Below are 18622 nucleotides of genomic sequence, written 5' to 3'. Positions count from 1 at the left end.
GTTCGTCGGCGGACGCCGTCATGGTCAGTGCTCCCCGTCGTTGGCTTCGACGAGCTTCAGCAGTGCCTCGCCGTCCAGTTCGTCCACCGCGTGTGCGGTCGGCGCTTCCACGTCGTCGGTCTTCTCCCCCGCCAGTCTCAGCAGGGGGGCGAGCAGTCCGGCCTCCCGGAGCCGGACCGTCGGCACGGCGGCGAGGGCGGCGCGGACGCGCTGTTCCTCGGTGGCCTCGCCCTCGTCGGCGTCCGGGGCGATACCGCACTCCTCGAGGAGGTGCTCGGCGAGTTCGGCGGGCGTCGGGTAGTCGAAGACCACCGTGGCGGTCAGCGACAGGCCGCTGACCGCGGTGAGCCGGTTGCGCATCTCCACGGAGGTGAGCGAGTCGAAGCCGAGGTCCCGGAAGGCCCGGTCGGGTTTGATGTCACCGCCGTGCTCGTGCCCGAGGACCAGAGCGGTCTGCGCGCGCACCAGTTCCAGGACCGTGTCGGCCCTCTCGTAGCGCGGCAGGGCGAGCAGGGCGGCGCGCAGGTCGCCGGGGGCTCCGGCCGGCTCCGCCCCGTCGGCGGCCGCGCCGTCCTCCAGTTCGGCCAGCAGGGAGCTGGGGCGGGTGGAGGTGAACGTGCGGGCGAAGACCGGCCAGTCGATGCCGGCGACGGTGACGGTGGGGGCCGGGTCGCCGACCGCGTCGGCCATGGCGGCGAGCGCCAGGTCCGGGTCCATCATCAGGACGCCCCGGCGGGCGAGTTCGCCGTCCGCGCCCTCGGCCATGCCCTCTCCGCCCCAGGCGCCGAAGGCGACGCAGGTCGCGGGCGCTCCGCGGGCCGCCCGCCGCAGGGCCAGGGTCTCCAAGCGGGCGTTGGCGGCGGCGTAGGCGGCCTGTCCGGCGCCGCCCCAGACGGCGGCGACCGATCCGAACAGCACGAAGGCGTCGAGGTCACCGCAGAGTGCGTCCAGGTTCTCGGCACCGGCGGCCTTTCCCGCCTGAGCCGCGGCCAGGTCCTCCTCCGTGAGGTCGGACAGCCTTCCCACTCCCCCGACGCCGGCGGCGTGCACCACGGCGTTCGGCGTGTGCTCGGCCAGCAGCGCGGCGACGGCGTCGCGGTCGGCGAAGTCGCAGGAGACCACCGTGGTCTCGGCTCCCAGCTCCGTCAGCTCCGTGACCAGTTCGGCAGCGCCCGGTGCGGTGGGGCCGCGCCGGCCGGCCAGTACCAGCCGTGTGGCGCCGGCGGCGGCGGCCCACCGGGCGACGCGGGAGCCGAGCGCACCCGTTCCGCCGGTGATCAGCAGCGTGCCCTGTGGGCGCCAGGGTGCGGTGGTGACCGCGGGGGCGGTGACCAGCCGGCGTGCGAGCGGTACGTCCCGGAGGGCGACCTGGTCCTCGGCGGTGACTCCGGAGAGGACCGCGACCAGTGCGGCGTCGCTGACGCCGGTCTCGGGCAGGTCGATCAACCCTCCCCACAGCGAGGGATGTTCCAGCGCGGCCACCCGGCCCAGCGCCCACAGGGCGTGGCCGCCCGCGGCGGGCGGTTCCTCGCCCGGAAGGGCCACGGCGCCACGGGTGGCGCACCACAGGCGGGTGTCCGTTGCGGCCAGTGTCTGGACGAGGGCCATTCCGGTGGCTACGGCGGTGCCCTCGGCCAGGCCGAGCAGGGACAGCACCCCCGCCCAGGGCCGGTCGGAGGCGGAGCGTTCCGCCAGGCGGCGGAGTTCGGCGCCCGCGTCGGCCGGGTCGACGAGGTGGACGATCGGGGTGCCGCCGCTGCGGCGGATCGCCTCGGCGCAGTCGGCGGCGGTCTCCTCGTGCTCGGGGTGTGCGAGCACGAGCCAGCCGCCCACGAGCACCTGGTCCACCGGTACGGAGACGGGCTTCCATTCCTCCCGGTAGCGCAGGTCTCGTGCGGAGTAGAGGCCGTGCCATGCGGCCAGTGCCGACAAGGTGTGGTCGAGCCGGTCCCGGTCCTCGCCCCGGTCGACGCCGAGCAGTTCGGCCACGGTGTCCGCGTCGCCGCCGCGCACCGCGGCCCAGAAGGCGTCGTCGGCGCCCTGGGTGCCGGTTCTGCCGGTGCCGGAGGCGGGCAGTGGCCAGTACCTCTGGTGGTGGAAGGCGTAGGTGGGCAGGTCCACGACGCGGCCGCCGAGACCTCCGTACACCGCGGCCCAGTCGAACCGCACTCCGGCGACGTGCGCGCCCGCGACCGCCGCGAACAGGGCACCCACCCCGTCACCGCCCGCACGCTGCACCGGCAGCACACTCACCTCGGCATCATCGGCCAGACAGATCCCCGCCTGCGCCGACAGCACCCCGTCCGGCCCCAGCTCCAGAAACCCGGTGACCCCGCTTCCGTGAGCCGCACGCACCGCATCCGCGAAACGCACCGGCTCACGGACCTGACCCACCCAGTAGGCGGGGGTGTCGATCTGCCCCGGCGCGGTCGTCACGATCGGGACCTGCGGGGCGTGGTACGTCAACGACTCGGCGACCGTGGTGAATTCGGCGAGCATGGGTTCCATCAGGTGCGAGTGGAAGGCGTGGGAGACCGCGAGCCGCTTGACCCGGACGCCCTCCCCGCGCAGCCGCTCCTCCAGGACGGCGACGGCCGCGGCGTCCCCGGAGACCGTGACCGAGGCGGGGCCGTTGACGGCGGCGAGGTCCACCCCGTCGGGCAGTGTGAGGGCTTCCTCCGCCACTCCCACGGCGAGCATCGCCCCACCCTCCGGCAGAGCGTCCATCAGCCGCCCGCGCGCCGACACCAGAGCACAGGCGTCGTCCAGGGAGAGCACCCCGGCCACATGCGCGGCGGCCAGCTCACCGATCGAGTGCCCCACGAGCACGTCCGGGGTGACCCCCCAGGACTCCAGCAGGCGGAAGAGGGCCACTTCCAGGGCGAACAGGCCCGCCTGCGTGTAGACGGTCCGCCCCAGCAGACCGGCGTCGTCACCGAACACCACATCCCGCAACGGCCGTTCCAGGTCCACACGGGCACAGACCGCGTCGAACGCGTCCGCGAACACCCCGTACACCTCGTACAACTCCCGCCCCATGCCCAGCCGCTGCGAACCCTGACCGGAGAACAGCAGCGCCAGCTTGCCCGAGCGGGCCTCCCCGCTCACCACCCCGGCAGCCGGCACACCGGCGGCCAACGAACCCAAACCGGCCAGGAGTTCATCCCGACCACCGCCCATCACCGCCCCCCGGTGCTCCAGCGCCGTCCGCGTCGTCGCCAGGGAGAACCCCACATCCACCGCAGACAGCTCCGGCCGCGCCACGAGATACCCGCGCAACCGCTCGGCCTGAGCACGCAACGACCGCTCGTCCCGCCCCGACAGCACCCACAGACCGGCCGACACCACCCCCTCCGGCCCCCCACCGGCCACCACGGCATCGGCATCGGGTTCCCCGGCCGGGACACCCTCCACGATCACATGGGCGTTGGTGCCACTGACGCCGAACGAGGAGACCCCGGCCCGGCGGGGCCGGCCGGTCTCCGGCCAGGGGCGTGACGTGGTCAGCAGTTCGACCGCGCCGGCCGACCAGTCCACCTGGGGGGTGGGGGCGTCGACGTGCAGTGTTTCCGGCAGGATGCCCCGGCGGATCGCCTCCACCATTTTGATCACGCCCGCCATTCCGGCGGCGGCCTGGGTGTGGCCGATGTTGGACTTGATCGAGCCGAGGTAGAGGGGTTCGGTACGTTCCTGGCCGTAGGTGGCCAGGAGGGCCTGGGCCTCGATCGGGTCGCCCAGGGTCGTGCCGGTGCCGTGGCCTTCGACGGCGTCGACCTCGGCGGGCAGGAGGGCGGCGCTCGCCAGGGCCTGGCGGATGACCCGTTGCTGGGCGGGGCCGTTGGGGGCGGTGAGGCCGCTCGATGCACCGTCGGAGTTGACCGCGCTGCCGCGCACCACGGCCAGGACCCGGTGCCCGTTGCGCCGGGCGTCCGAGAGGCGCTCCACCAGGAGGACGCCGACGCCCTCGCCCCAGCCGGTGCCGTCGGCGGCGGCGGCGAACGCCTTGCAGCGGCCGTCGGCGGCGCTGCCGTCCTCGAGGCCGAATCCCGCGAACATCATCGGTCCGGACATGACCGTGACCCCGCCGACCAGGGCGAGTTCGCACTCGCCGGCGCGCAGGGCCCGGGTGGCGAGGTGGAGCGCCACCAGGGACGAGGAGCAGGCCGTGTCGACGGTGACCGCGGGCCCCTGGAGTCCGAAGGTGTAGGCGATGCGGCCGGAGAGGACGCTGCCGGCGTTGGCGGTGCCCAGGTAGCCGTCGAGGGCTTCGGGATCGACCACCGAGGGGTAGTCGTGGTACATCACGCCGGCGAAGACGCCGGTGCGTCCGCCGCGCAGGGTGCGTACGTCGATGCCTGCCCGTTCGAACGCCTCCCAGGAGGCTTCGAGGAGCTGGCGCTGCTGCGGATCGGTGGCGGCGGCCTCTCTGGGGCTGATGCCGAACAGCCCGGCGTCGAAGTCGCCGACGTCGTGGACGAATCCGCCGCGTGGTGCGGCTGCTGTCCGGGCCGGGTCCCAGCCCCGGTCCGTGGGCAGCGGGCCGAGCGCGTCGGTGCCGGACTCGACCAGTTTCCAGAGGTCTTCCGGGGAGCGGACGCCGCCGGGGTAGCGGCAGGCCATGCCGATCACCGCGATCGGTTCGCGTGAGCGGTCCTCCAGTTCGCGTACGCGGCGGTTGGCGTCGCGCAGTTGCGTGGTGGCTCGCTTCAGGTAGGCGAGCAGTTTCTCCTGCTGGTCCGGGTCCGTGTCGCTCATGGTGTGCTGTTCGCGTCCTCTCACGGCGTGTCGAACTCGGTGTCGAGCAGGTCGAAGACCTCCTCGATCGAGGCGGAGTCCAGGTCGTCTTCCCGCCTGGTCTGCTCGCCGTTGCATCGGTCGGCCAGGGCCCGCAGCCGGGCCGCCACGCGGGCGCGGCCTTCCTCGTCGTCGACGCGTGCCAGGCCGGCTTCCAGGCGGGCCAGTTCGGCCAGCAGCCGGTCGGCCTCGCGTACCGGTTCGGGGGCCAGTTCGGTACGGAGATGGCGGGCGAGGTCGGCGCAGTTGGGGTGGTCGAAGACCAGGGTTGCGGGCAGGCGCAGTCCGGTGGCGGCGGCCAGCCGGTTGCGCAGTTCGACGCCGGTCAGGGAGTCCAGGCCGAGTTCCAGGAAGCCCCGTTCGGCGTCGACTTCGGCGGTGGTGGCGAAGCCGAGGGTGGCGGCCACCTGGCCTCGGACCAGGTCGAGCACGATGCGCCGCTGGTCGGCCTCGGTGGCCGCGGAGAGCGCGGTGCGCAGGGCGGTGGGGTCCGAGGTGCCGGTTTCCGTGCGCTGCTTCTGTCGGGGAACGAGCGTGCGGAACAGCGGGGGCACCTGGTCGCGTCCCCGCAGGGCCGCCGGCCGGAACGCCATGGGTACCACCAGTGGCCGGTCGGCGGCGCAGGCGGCCGAGAAGGCGGCCATGCCGTCGCGGGTGGTGAGTGTGCTCATGCCGGAGCGCGTCACGCGGCGCACGTCGGCGTCGGTGAGGGTGCCGGTCAGTCCGGTGCGTTCGGCCCACGGCCCCCAGGCCAGCGACACCGCGGGGAGCCCCAGGCGGCGGCGGTGCGCGGCGAAGGCGTCCAGGAACACGTTGGCCGCCGCGTAGTTGGCCTGGCCGGCGCCGCCGAGCACACCGGCCGCGGAGGAGAACAGGGCGAACGCGGTGAGTTCGGCGTCGCGGGTCAGTTCGTGGAGGTTGAGGGCTCCTCGTACCTTGGGTCCGAGCACGCGTGCGACGCTCTGCTCCGTCATGTGGGTGAGGACGCCGTCGTCCAGGACTGCGGCGGTGTGCACCACCGCGGTCAGCGGGTGGTCCGCGGGGATGCCGGCCAGGGTGGCGGCCAGTGCGTCGCGGTCGGCGACGTCGCAGGCGGCCACGGTCGCCCGGGCTCCCAGGCCCTCCAGTTCGGTGACCAGTTCGCCGGCTCCGGGGGCGGCCGGGCCGCTGCGGCTGATCAGCAGGAGGTGCCGCACTCCGTGGTGGCGCACCAGGTGCCGGGCGAGGGCGCTGCCGAGCGTGCCGGTGGCGCCGGTGACCAGGACGGTGCCGTCGGCCGTCTCCAGGCCGGTGCGCGGGGGTGACCCGTCGGCCGGTCCTTCGGGTACGGGCATCCTCACCAGCCGGGGTGCGAGGACCAGTCCGCCGCGTACGGCGACCTCGCTCTCGCCCGCGTCGAGTGCGGCGGCGGCGGCCCGGTGGACGAGGTCGGGGTCCGGGTCGGTCGCCGGGTCGAGGTCGACCAGCAGGAACCGGCCGGGGTGTTCGGCCTGCCCGGAGCGCAGCAGGCCGCGTACGGGGGCGTTGACCAGGTCCGTGAGGTCGTCGTCGGCTGTGGCGACGGCGCCGCGGGTGACCAGGACGAGGGGCTGTGCGGTGTGCTGTTCGTCGGTGATCCGGTCGTGGATCAGGGCGAGGGCACGGGTGACGGCCTCCTCCACGGCGCCGGCGGTGTCGGGTCCGGTGGCGGGGTCGAGGAAGGGTGCGAGGACGAGGTCGGCCTCGTCGGGTTTCGTGTCCCCGAACGCCCCGCCCGGCCAGGTGGCGTCCTCGACCAGGGCGACGCGGCCGGGCGCGGTGGCGGGGAGCGGCACCTCGGTTCCCCAGTCGACGTGCAGGAGGGTCTCGGCGGGGCTGTGGCGGACGGCGGCCAGTTCGGCGCCCGCCGGGCGGGCGACGAGGGCGCCCACGGCGCCGATCGGTGTTCCGGTGTCGTCGAAGAGTTCGAGGGCGACGCCGTCGTCGGACTCGGTGAGCCGTACGCGCAGGGTCGCGGTGCCGGTGGCGGGCAGGGTCACCTCCCGCCACATGAAGGGGAGGTCGGCGGTGCGGGCGGTGTCGGCGTCGTCGCGCAGGCGGCGCAGCAGGCCGATGCCGTGCAGGGCGGCGTCGAACAGCGCGGGGTGGAGGAGGAAGCCCCGGTCGGACAGGTCGTCGGGCAGGCGGACCTCGGCGAAGAGGGCGTCGTCGCGGTGCCAGGCTCCGGTGAGTGCCCGGAAGGCGGGGCCGTAGCTGTAGCCGGCGTCCGCGATGGCGTCGTAGAAGCCGGTGAGTTCGACGGGTTCGGCGCCCGGCGGCGGCCAGGCGGTGAGCGGGTGGGCGGTGGGCGCGGGGGTGTCGGGGGCCAGGGTGCCGGTGGCGTGGCGGACCCACGGGGCGTCCGCGAGGTCGGCGTCGCGTGCGTGGACGGAGACCTCACGGCGGCCGGTGTCGGTGGGGGCGCCGACGGTGAGCTGTACCTCCACGGCGTGGTTCTCGCCCAGCACCAGGGGTGCGCCCAGGGCGAGTTCCTCCAGTACCGGGGCCTGTGTCCGGGTGCCGGCGTGCAGGGCCATCTCCACGAAGGCGGTGCCCGGCAGCAGGACGGCGCCCAGGACGGCGTGGTCGGCGAGCCAGGGGTGGGTGCGCAGGGAGAGCCGGCCGGTGAAGACGGTGTGAGTGCCGTCGGCGAGGGTCAGTGCGGCGGTGAGCAGCGGGTGGCCGGTGTTGTTCAGGCCTGCCGCGCCGAGGTCGCCGGTGCCCGGAGGGGCGGTGTCGAGCCAGTACCGCTCGCGCTGGAAGGCGTACACCGGCAGCGGGACGGTCCGTACCGGGAGGCCGGTGAGGGGGGTGGTGAGTTCGGCGGGGCCTCCGTGGGTGTGGAGTTCGGCGGCGGAGAGGAGGAAGCGTTCCATGCCGCCGTGGTCGCGGCGGAGCGTGCCGAGCACGGTGACCTCGCCGGGGCCGAGGTCGGGGAGGTCGTCGAGGATCTCGCCGAGCGAGGGGGCGAGGACGGGGTGCGGGCCGATCTCCACCAGGAAGCGGGCGCCGTGTTCGATCAGTCCGCGTACGCCCCGGTCGAGGTCGACGGGTGTGGCGAGGTTCTGCTGCCAGTAGGCGGCGTCGAGGAGTTCGCCGTCCGTGCGTTCGCCGGTGACCGTGGAGTGGAAGGGGACGCTGCCCGTCCCGGGGCTGAGGTCGGTGAGGAGTTCTGCCAGTTCGCGGGCGGCGGGTTCCACCTGGGCGCAGTGGGAGGGGAAGCGGACCCGGATGCGCTTGGCGCGGACGCCGCCCTTCTCGCAGGTGGTGAGGAAGTCGTCCAGGGCTTCGCTCTCGCCGGCGACGACGGTCCAGGCGGGGCTGTTGATCCCGGCCACGGACAGGCGGGTGCCCCAGGGTTCCAGCAGTTCGGGGAGCTGGTCCGCGGGCAGGGCCACGGAGGCCATGCCGCCGACGCCGTCCAGCGGGAGGAGCACCTTGCCGCGCAGGGCGACGATCCGGGCCGCTTCGGCGCGTGAGAGGGCGCCGGAGACGTAGGCGGCGGCGATCTCGCCCTGCGAGTGGCCCAGGACCATGTCGGGTTCGACGCCGTGGGCCCGCCAGAGGGCGACGAGTGCCGCGGTCACACCGAACAGCACGACCGGTGCCACGTCGATCCGGTCCAGCGGCGGGGCGCCCTCGGCGCCGCGCAGTACGTCGATGAGCGACCAGTCGACGTGGTGGGTGAATTCCTCGGCGCACGCGTACAGCTCGGCGGCGAAGACTTCGGAGGTCTCCATGAGTTCGAGGGCCATACCCTCCCACTGGCCGCCCTGGCCGGGGAAGACGAAGGCGACCTTGCCGGGTCGTGCGGTGCCCTGGACGAGGTGGGGTGCGGCCTCGCCGCGGGTGAGGGCCAGGAGCGCGGCGCGGCGGTCGGCGGCGTCGGCGGCGACCACGGCTGCGCGGTGTCCGAGCAGGGCGCGGGTGGTGGTCAGGGAGTGGGCGATGTCCGCGGGGTGGGCGGCGGGCGCGGTGTCCAGGTGTTCCAGGAGCCGCAGGGCCTGGCCGCGCAGCGCTTCCGCGGTGCGGGCGGACAGCGTCCAGGGTGCCACCACGCCGTCGAGCTCGGGGGCCCGGTCGGGCCCGGGGGCGGGCTGCGGGTCGGGGGCGGGTCGGGGGTCCTCGGCGGGGGCGGGCCGGGGGACGTACTGCTCCAGCACCAGGTGGGCGTTGGTGCCGCTGCCGCCGAAGGAGGACACGCCGGCCCGCCGGGGGCGCCCGTCGGTGTCGGGCCAGGGGGTGGTGCGGGTGAGGAGTTCGACCGCTCCCGCCGTCCAGTCGACGTGCGGGGTCGGCTCGTCGATGTGCAGGGTCGCGGGCAGGATCCCTTCGCGCAGCGCCATGACGGTCTTGATGACGCCTCCGACGCCGGCCGCGGACTGGGTGTGGCCGATGTTGGACTTGACGGAGCCGAGCAGCAGCGGCCGGTCCTCGGGGCGGTTCTGGCCGTAGGTCGCCAGGATGGACTGGGCCTCGATGGGGTCGCCGAGGGTGGTGCCGGTGCCGTGCGCCTCGACGGTGTCGATGTCGGCGGGTTCCAGACGGGAGTTGGCGAGCGCCTGGCGGATGACCTTCTGCTGGGCGCGGCCGCTGGGGGCGGTCAGGCCGTTGGAGGCGCCGTCCTGGTTGACGGCGGTGCCGCGGATCAGTGCGAGGACGGGGTGTCCCTTGCGCAGCGCGTCCGAGAGGCGCTCCACCAGGATCACGCCGACGCCCTCGCCCCAGCCGGTGCCGTCGGCGGCGGCGGCGAAGGGTTTGCACCGGCCGTCGGCGGCCAGGCCGCGCTGGCGGCTGAACTCGGTGAAGGAGGCGGGGGTGGCCAGGACGGCGGCGCCGCCGGCGACCGCCATGTCGCATTCGTTGTTGCGCAGTGCCTGGCAGGCCAGGTGGATGGCCACGGCGGAGGACGAGCAGGCCGTGTCGACGGTGGCGGCGGGCCCTTCGAGGCCGAAGGTGTAGGAGATGCGGCCGGAGGCGCCGGCGGTGCCGGTGCCGGCGAGGAAGAAGCCCTCGGCCCCGTTGCCCGGCTGCTGGGCGCCGATGCCGTAGCCGACGAACGAGGCGCCGACGAAGACGCCCGTCGGGCTGCCCCGCAGGGACGACGGGTCGATCGTGGCCCGTTCCATCGCCTCCCAGGTCGCCTCCAGCAGCAGCCGGTGCTGCGGGTCGGTGGCGACCGCCTCGCGGGGGCTGATGCCGAAGAGGGCCGCGTCGAAGTGGGAGGCGTCGTCGAGGAATCCGCCCTCGTCGACGTAGGAGGTGCCGGGGTGGTCGGCGTCGGGGTGGAAGAGGTTGTCCAGGTCCCAGCCGCGGTCCTGCGGGAAGGGGCCCATGGCGTCGGTGCCCTCCAGCACGACCCGCCACAGGTCCTCGGGCGAGTTCACGCCGCCGGCGTACCGGCAGCTCATGCCGATCACGGCCAGCGGTTCGTCGTCGGCGGCGCCGACGGTCCGGGCCGTGGCGCCCCCGTCCGCGTCCTGCTCGCCGAGGATTTCGAGGAGCAGGTGGTCGGCCAGGTCGGCGGGGGTGGGGTGGTCGAACACCAGGGTCGGCGGCAGCTTGCGGCCGGTGGCGGCCTGCAGGCGGTTGCGCACGTCGACGGCCATGAGCGAGTCGAAGCCCAGGTCCCGGAAGGCGCGGCGGGCCTCGATCGCGGTGGAGTCGGCGTAGCCGAGTGCGGCGGCGGCGTGCTCGGTGACGAGTGCGAGCAGGCGCTGGGTCCGCTGCGGTCCGGTCAGTCCGACGAGCTCGTCGTGGAGTTCGTCGGGCTCGCCGGGGCGGTCGGCCGGGGTGTCGGGGGCCGTGAGTGCGGCCCGGACCTCGGGGATGTCCATGATCAGCTGGCGGGCGCGGGCGGCCGTGTAGCCGGGTGCGAAGCGTTCCCAGTCGATGTCGGCGACGGTCAGGCAGGTCTCGTCGGCGTCCAGGGCCTGGTCGAGCGCTTCGAGGGCGAGGCGCGGGTCCATCGCGTGCAGTCCGCGCCGGCCGAGTTCGGCGGCGGCCCGCCCGTCGTCGGCCATGCCGCCCTCGGCCCAGCCGCCCCAGGCGACGGCGGTGGCCGCCAGGCCCCGGGCCCGGCGGTCGCGGGCCAGGGCGTCGAGTACGGCGTTGCCCGCCGCGTAGGCGGCCTGGCCCGCGCCGCCCCAGACGCCCGCGCCGGAGGAGAAGAGCACGAACGTGCCGGCGTCGCCGGCCAGTTCGTCCAGGTGCCGGGCGCCTTCGGTCTTGGCGGCGGTCACCGCGGCGAGTTCGCTCTCCTGGCAGTCGGCGAGCGCGGTCGCCTGCGCCACACCGGCGGCGTGGATCACGGTGTCGGCGGGGTGTTCGGCGAGCAGCGCGGCGAGCTGGTCGCGGTCGGTGACGTCGCATGCGGCGACGATCGTCTCGACGCCTCGTGCGGTGAGTTCGTCGGCCAGTTCCCGGGCGCCGGGGGTGTCGGGGCCGCGGCGGCCGGTGAGGACGAGTTTGCGTGCGCCCCGGGCGGCCATGTGGTGGGCGAGGTGGCGTCCGATGCCGCCGGTGCCGCCGGTGATCAGCACGGTGGAGCCGGGCTGCCAGGAGCGGACCGGGGTGCTCTGCGGGGCCCGGACCATGCGGCGTGCGAACACTCCGGCGGGGCGGATCGCGAGCTGGTCCTCGGTGCCGGAGGTCTCGGGGTCCCGGGGCAGGTGGGCGAGCAGCCGCACGAGCTTGTTCAGGGCCCGGTCGTCGGGCTGTTCCGGGAGGTCGACGAGGCTGCCCCAGCAGTCGGGCCGCTCCAGGGAGGACACCAGGCCCAGCCCCCAGGTGGCGGCCTGGGCGGTGTCCCGTACGGGGTCCGTGCGGCCGACGGAGACGGCGCCGCTGGTGACCAGGTGGAGCGGGAGGGGGGCCGGGCGGGCGGTGACGGTGCGCAGCAGGGCGAGGTTGCCGGCGGTGCCGAGGGTGATGCCCGGGTGGAGGGGGTGCGGGCGGGAGTCGAGGGCGAGGAGGGAGATCACTCCGGACAGCGGCCGGTCTTCGGAGGGTTCGGCGGGCGGTTCGGTGGTGACGTGGGCCGTGCCGCCGGCCTGGTTCACCAGCGTGGCGAGCCGGCCGGCCAGTTCCTGCTGTTCGGGGCCGGTGACGATCGCCCAGGTGCCGGTCGGCTCGGGCCGGGCGGGGCCGGTGAGGGGGGTGTGCTTCCACTCCACCCGGTAGCGCCAGCCGTCGACGGTGGACCGGTCGTGGGAGCGGCGCCGCCATGCGGCGAGGGCGGGCAGTGCGGGGGCGAGGGCGTCGGTGCCCAGGGACTCGGCGAGCGCCCGGGCATCACCGTCCTCGACCGCCGTCCAGAACCGGTTCTCCTCGGGTGTGGCGCCCCGGTCGGGGCCCGCGGTCTCCGCCGGGAGGGGCTCCCACCAGTAGCGGTCCCGCTGGAAGGGGTAGGTGGGCAGGTCGACGGTGGTGCCGCGGGAGGCCCAGGAGGGGGCGGCGCCGCGGGTGAACGCTTCGGCGAGCGAGACGGAGAACCGCTCCAGCCCGCCCTCCTGGCGGCGCAGCGAGGCCAGCAGTACGGGGTCGGGGGCGCCGGTGTCCTCCGCGGTCTCCTGTACGGCCCCGGCGAGTGCCGGGTGGGGGCTGCACTCGACGAAGACGCCGTACCCGTCGGCGAGCAGGGCGCGGGTGGCGGGGGCGAACTGCACGGTCTGGCGCATGTTGCGGTACCAGTACTCCGCGTCCAGCCCGGTGGTGTCGAGGAGTCCGCCGGTGACGGTGGAGTAGAAGGGGATGCGGGAGGGGCGGGGCCGTACGGGTGCCAGCGCCGCGAGGGCCTCCTCGCGCAGCGGGTCGACGACGGCGGAGTGGGCCGCGCCCTTGATCCGGAGCTTGCGGAAGCGTATGCCGCGGGTTTCCAGGTCGGCGAGGAATGCGTCCAGCGGTGCTTCGTCGCCGGCGACGGAGACGGACGAGACGCCGTTGACGGCGGCGATGTTGAGGGTGTCGCCCCAGGGTTCCAGCCGTTCGAGGGCTTCCTGGGCGGGGAGCGAGACGGAGGCCACCGCTCCCTGGCCGACGACCCGCGACAGCAGGCGGCTGCGCTGGGTGACGACCAGTGCGGCGTCCTCCAGGGTCAGCGCGCCGGCGAGGTGGGCGGCGGCGATCTCGCCCTGCGAGTGCCCGACGACCGCCTCCGGTTCGACGCCGTGCTCGCGCCACAGGGCGGCGAGCGCGACCATCGTTGCGAACAGGACGGGCTGGATGACCTCGACCCGTTCCATGTTCCCGGCGCCGGGCAGGCCGCGCAGGGTGTCCTCGACCGACCAGTCGAGGTGTTCCTGAAGTGCCAGGGCGCAGGTCCGCAGCGTGTTCCGGAAGGTCGCGGACTGCTCCAGCAGCAGGTCGGCCATGCCGGGCCATTGCGAGCCCTGGCCGGGGAGGACGAACGCCACCCGGCCGGTGCGGCCCGCCGTTCCCGTCACCAGTCCCGGTGTGGGGGTGCCTTCGGCGAACGCGGTCAGCTGGGCGTGGTGGTCGGGGCCGAGGAGGACGGCGCGGTGTTCGAAGCGGGAGCGGGTGGTGGCCAGGGAGTGGGCGACGTCGTGGCCGGCGAGGCCGGGTTCGGCGTCGAGTCGGGCGGCGAGCCGCCGGGCCTGCTCGCGCAGGGCGGTGGGGGTGCGGGCGGAGAGCAGCCAGGGCAGGGCGGCTTCCGGGCCGGTGCGGGTCGCGGACGGTTCCGGAGCCGGGTCCGGGGCGGGGGCGGGTTCCGGGAGGGCCTGTTCGAGGACGGTGTGGGCGTTGGTGCCGCTCATGCCGAACGAGGAGACGGCGGCCCGGCGCGGTCGTCCCGCGTCCGCCCACGGCACCGGTGCGGTCAGCAGCCGGACCCCGCTGCCCTCCCAGTCCACGTGGTGGGTGGGTTCGGTGATGTGCAGGGAGCGCGGCAGCATGCCGTGGCGCAGGGCCATGACCATCTTGATGATCCCGGCGACGCCGGCGGCCGACTGGGTGTGGCCGATGTTGGACTTCAGCGACCCCAGCCACAGGGGCTGTGCGTCGTCGCGGCCGCGCCCGTAGGTGGCCATCAGGGCCTGGACCTCGATGGGGTCGCCGAGTTCCGTGCCGGTGCCGTGGGCCTCGACGGCGTCCACGTCGGTGGGCTCCAGGCCCGCGTCGGCGAGCGCCGCGCGGATGACCCGCTGCTGGGCGGGGCCGTGGGGGGCGGTCAGCCCGTTGGACGCGCCGTCCTGGTTGACCGCGCTGCCGCGCACCACGGCCAGGACCTCGTGGCCGTTGCGTCGGGCGTCGGAGAGCCGCTCGACCAGGAGCATGCCGACGCCTTCGCCCCATCCGGTGCCTTCGGCGTCGGAGGAGAAGGCGCGGCAGCGGCCGCCGGGCGCGAGCGCGCCGCCCTGGGCGGCGTCGGTGAACATGCCCGGTACCGACATGATGGTGGCGCCGCCGGCCAGTGCCATCGTGCACTCGCCGCGGCGCAGGGCGCCGATGGCCAGGTGCAGGGCGACCAGCGACGACGAGCAGGCGGTGTCCACGGTCACCGCCGGTCCTTCGAGGCCGAAGGTGTAGGCCAGCCGGCCGGAGATGACGCTCGTGGCGGTGCCGGTGAGGACGTGGGGGCGGGAGCCTTCGGGTACGTCGAACCGGCCCAGGCCGTAGCCGGAGGTGGCGGTGCCGATGTAGACGCCGGTGGAGGTGGCGCGCAGTTCCGCCGGGTCGACGCCGGCCCGTTCGAAGGCTTCCCAGGAGGTTTCCAGCAGCAGCCGCTGCTGGGGGTCCATGGCCAGGGCCTCGCGGGGGCTGATGCCGAAGAAGGCCGGGTCGAAGCCGGCGGCGTCGTGGAGGAAGCCGCCTTCGAAGGTGTGCCGGTTCCCGGTCTCCCCGGTGTCGTCGTAGATGTGTGCGAGGTCCCAGGCCCGGTCGGTAGGGAAGTCTCCGACGGCGTCCCGCTCCTGGGCGACGAGCCGCCACAGTGCCTCGGGGGTGTCGGCCCCGCCGGGGAAGCGGCAGGCCATGCCGACGATCGCGATGGGGTCGCCGGCGGTCTCCGTGCGGGTGGTGGGCCCGGTGGGTGCGGGGGCGGCGAGGTCGCCGAGGAGTTCGGTGACGAGGTGGGTGGCGAGGGCGTGGGGGGTCGGGTGGTCGAAGACGAGGGTGGCGGGCAGTCTGCGGCCGGCGGCCCGGCCGATGCTGTTGCGCAGTTCCACCGAGGTCAGCGAGTCGAAGCCGAGGTCCTTGAACGGTCGGGTCGGGTCGACCGCGTCCGGTGAGGTGAAGCCGAGCACCGAGGCGACCTGGCCGCGTACCAGTTCCAGGGTGGTGCGGAGCCGGTCCTCGGCGGGCAGCCTCTGCAGCCGTTCGGCGAGGCCGCCGGGGGTGACGGAGCGGTCGGCGACCCGGCGTGCGGGTCGGACCAGTGTCTGGAGCAGGGGGGGCAGGGGTGCCGGGGAGGCGGCGAGGCGGGCGGTGTCCAGCACGGTGGGGAGCAGCGCCGCGTCGGGCAGTTCCAGGGCGGTGTCCAGCAGGCCGAGGCCGCGCTCGGGGTCCAGTGGGGGGAATCCGGAGCGGCTGATGCGGGCGGTCCCGGATGCGGTGAGGGCCTCGGCCATGCCGCCGGCGCCGGCCCAGGGGCCCCAGGCGAGGGACAGGGCGGGCAGTCCGCGGGCGTGCCGGTGGCGGGCGAGGGCGTCCAGGTAGGCGTTGGCGGCGGCGTAGTTGCCCTGGCCGGGGCTGCCGAGGGTCCCGGACATCGAGGAGTACAGGACGAACGCGGCCAGGTCGGTGCCGGCCGTCGCCTCGTGCAGGGCGGCGGCGGCGGTCTTGGGTGCGAGGACGGTCCCGAGCCGGTCGTGGGTGAGGGACTCGACCAGGCCGTCGTCGAGGGTGCCGGCCGCGTGGACCACGGCGGTGAGCGGGTGGTGCGGCGGGACGTGGGCGAGGAGGGCTTTCAGTGCGGCGGGGTCGGTGACGTCGCAGGCCGCGAGGGTGACCTCGGCTCCCAGGGCGGTCAGTTCGGCGGTCAGTTCGGCGGCGCCCTCGGCCTGTGCTCCGCGCCGTCCGGCCAGCAGCAGGTGGCGCACGCCGTGTTCGGTGACCAGGTGGCGGGCGGTGAGGGCGCCGAGCGCTCCGGTGCCGCCGGTGACCAGCACCGTGCCGTTGGCGTCCCAGGCGGCGGGTACGGACAGGACGACCTTGCCCACGTGGCGGGCCTGGCTCACGAAACGGAACGCGTCCGGTGCCCGCCGTACGTCGAAGGCCCGTACCGGTGGCAGCACCAGTGTTCCCGCCGCGAAGAGCCCCAGGACCTCGGCCAGGATCTCCCCGATGCGTTCGGGTCCTGCCTCCTGGAGGTCGAACGCCCGGTAGTGGCGTCCGTCGAACGCGTCGGCCTCCCGGATGTCCGCCTTGCCCATCTCCACGAACCGTCCGCCCGGCGCCAGCAGGCGTGCCGAGGCGTCCACGAACTCTCCGGCCAGCGCGTTGAGGACGACGTCGAGTCCGCGCCCGCCGGTCCGCTCCCGGAACTCCTCCTCGAATCCGACATCCCGTGAGGAGGCGAGATGGCCGGTGTCCAGGCCGGTGGCTTCCCATTTGCCGGGCGACGCCGTTCCGTACACCTCCGCGCCCAGGTGGCGGGCCAGCTGCACCGCCGCCATCCCGACACCGCCGGCCGCCGCGTGGACCAGCACCTTCTCGCCGGCCGACAGCCCTGCCAGGTCCACCAGTCCGTAGTACGCGGTCACGAAGGCGATCGGTACCGCCGCCGCCTGGGCGAAGGTCCATCCGTGCGGGACCCGCGCCAGCAGCCGCTCGTCGGTGACCGCGAGCGGGCCCATCGCGCCGTCGAAGAACCCCGTCACCCGGTCGCCCACCGCCAGGCGGGACACTCCGGGGCCCACCTCGGCGACCACGCCGGCGGCTTCGCCTCCCACCAGCACCTCGCCCGGGTACATGCCCAGGACGTTCAGGACGTCGCGGAAGTTCACCCCCGCCGCGCGCACCGTCACCCGTACCTGGCCGGGCCGCAGTTCCGCCGCCGCGTCCGGTGCCGGGAGCAGCGTCATGTTCTCCACCGCGCCGCGCTCGGTCACTCCCACGCGCCAGGCCCCGCCGGGAGGCGGCACGAGGCCGTGGTCCTCCCTCGTCAGCCGGGCCGCGAGCACGGTGTCCGCGCGTACGGCGGTCTGCGGGTCGCCGGACATGACGGCGAGGTCGAGTGCGTGGGCGTCGTTCCCGGGCCGGGTGTCCAGGTCGACCAGGATGATCCGGCCGGGGTGCTCCGCCTGTGCCGAGCGCACCAGTCCGCCGATGGCGGCCCCTGCCACGTCGGGCAGGGTGTCGGCGGGGTCGGCCTGGGCCGCGCCCCGGGTGGCGACGATCAGGCTGGTGTCCGCGTAGCGTTCGTCGCCGAGCCAGGCTTGCAGGTGTCCCAGGAGTTCGGTGGTGCGGGTGAGGACGGCGCGGGCGTCGGTGGGGGTGTGGGCGTCCGGGCAGGCGGACAGCACCAGATGGGTGGGGGCCGGGCCGTCGCCGGCGAGGTCGTCGAGGGTGCCCGTCCGGTCGACGAGCGGTTCGCCGCCTCCGAACTGTGCGATCTCGCCGGGTCCGGGTCCGGCTGCCGGGAGGGGGGTCCACTCCAGGCGGTAGAGGTCCTCGGGGTGGGGGGTCTCGTCGGTGAGGGCCGGTGCGGGCCGGGTGACGACCCGCTCCACGGTGATGACGGGGCTGCCGGCCGGGTCGACCGCCTGTACGCGGACGCCGTCGCCGTCGCCGGCGGGTGAGATCCGGGCGCGCAGGAGGGTCGCTCCGGATGCCCAGAGCGTCACCCCGGACCAGGAGAAGGGCAGGCCGGTGCCGGTGCCGTCGCTGTGGGCGGCGGCGGACTGGAGTGCGGCGTCGAGCAGGGCCGGGTGCAGTCCGAAGCCCGTGGCGGCGCTTTCGGGCAGGGTGAGTTCGGCGAAGACGTCCTGGCCGCGTGTCCATGCGGCGCGGACGCCGCGGAACAGGTCGCCGTACTCCAGGCCGCCGGCCGCGAGCCGTTCGTAGAGTGCGGCCGGGTCGGTGGGGGTGGCGTCCCGGGGTGGCCAGGTGGCGGCGAGTTCGGGGTCCTCGGTGACGGTCCGGGGCCGGGGGGTGAGGACGCCGGTGGCGTTGCGGGTCCACGGGCGGTCCGGCCAGCCGTCGAGGGCCGTGCCGTCCTCGCGCCGGGAGTGCACGGTGAGGGTCCGTCGGCCCTCGTCGTCGGCCGCCCCGACGGTCAGCTGCACCTGTACGGTGCCGTCCTCGGGCACGGTCAGCGGCGTCTCCAGGACCAGTTCGTCCAGCTGGTCGGTCCCGGCTTGTTCACCGGCCCGGATCGCGAGGTCCACGAACGCGGTGCCGGGCACGACGATCCGGCCGTGCACCCGGTGCTCCGTGAGCCAGGGGTGGGTGGCCGGCGAGATCCGGGCGGTGAAGAGGTATCCGTCGTCCTCCGCGAGGGAGGTGCCCGCGCCCAGCAGCGGGTGGTCGGTGACGCCGAGGCCGGCGGAGGCGACATCGCCCGCCCAGGAGATGCCGGAGGGCCAGTGGTGGTCGGCGGCGAAGGCGTAGGCGGGCAGGGCGATGCGCCGGCCGGCGCGGAGCGCGAACACGGCGGACCGGTCGATTCGGGCGCCGCGTGCGTGGATGGCGGCGAGGGCACGCTGCAGGGTGGTGTGCTCGCCGTGGCCGGAGCGCAGGGCGGGGAGGGCCCTCGCGTCGTCGGTGAGGTGCGGGACGAGGGCGCTGAGCACGCCGTCCGGGCCGAGTTCGAGGAACACGCCGGCTCCGGCGTCGTGGGCCTGGCGTACCG

General features: G+C 74.8%; 2 protein-coding genes. Both read right to left on the bottom strand.

The window, feature by feature from the left end; genetic code table 11:
* Nucleotides 1–24: 24 nt before the first annotated feature.
* On the bottom strand, nt 25–4779 hold the full coding sequence (locus QFZ71_RS00010; protein WP_373465061.1) for a type I polyketide synthase: 4755 nt from the start codon (nt 4777–4779) through the stop codon (nt 25–27).
* Nucleotides 4776–18590, bottom strand: coding sequence for a type I polyketide synthase (locus QFZ71_RS00005; protein ID WP_307666159.1), 13815 nt, complete (start codon nt 18588–18590; stop codon nt 4776–4778). The genes QFZ71_RS00010 and QFZ71_RS00005 overlap by 4 nt, the downstream gene beginning before the upstream one ends.
* Nucleotides 18591–18622: the final 32 nt, after the last annotated feature.

The sequence above is a fragment of the Streptomyces sp. V2I9 genome (genome assembly GCF_030817475.1).
In the GTDB taxonomy this organism is placed as follows: Bacteria; Actinomycetota; Actinomycetes; order Streptomycetales; family Streptomycetaceae; genus Streptomyces.
This window is presented reverse-complemented; position numbering and strand designations above follow the sequence as displayed.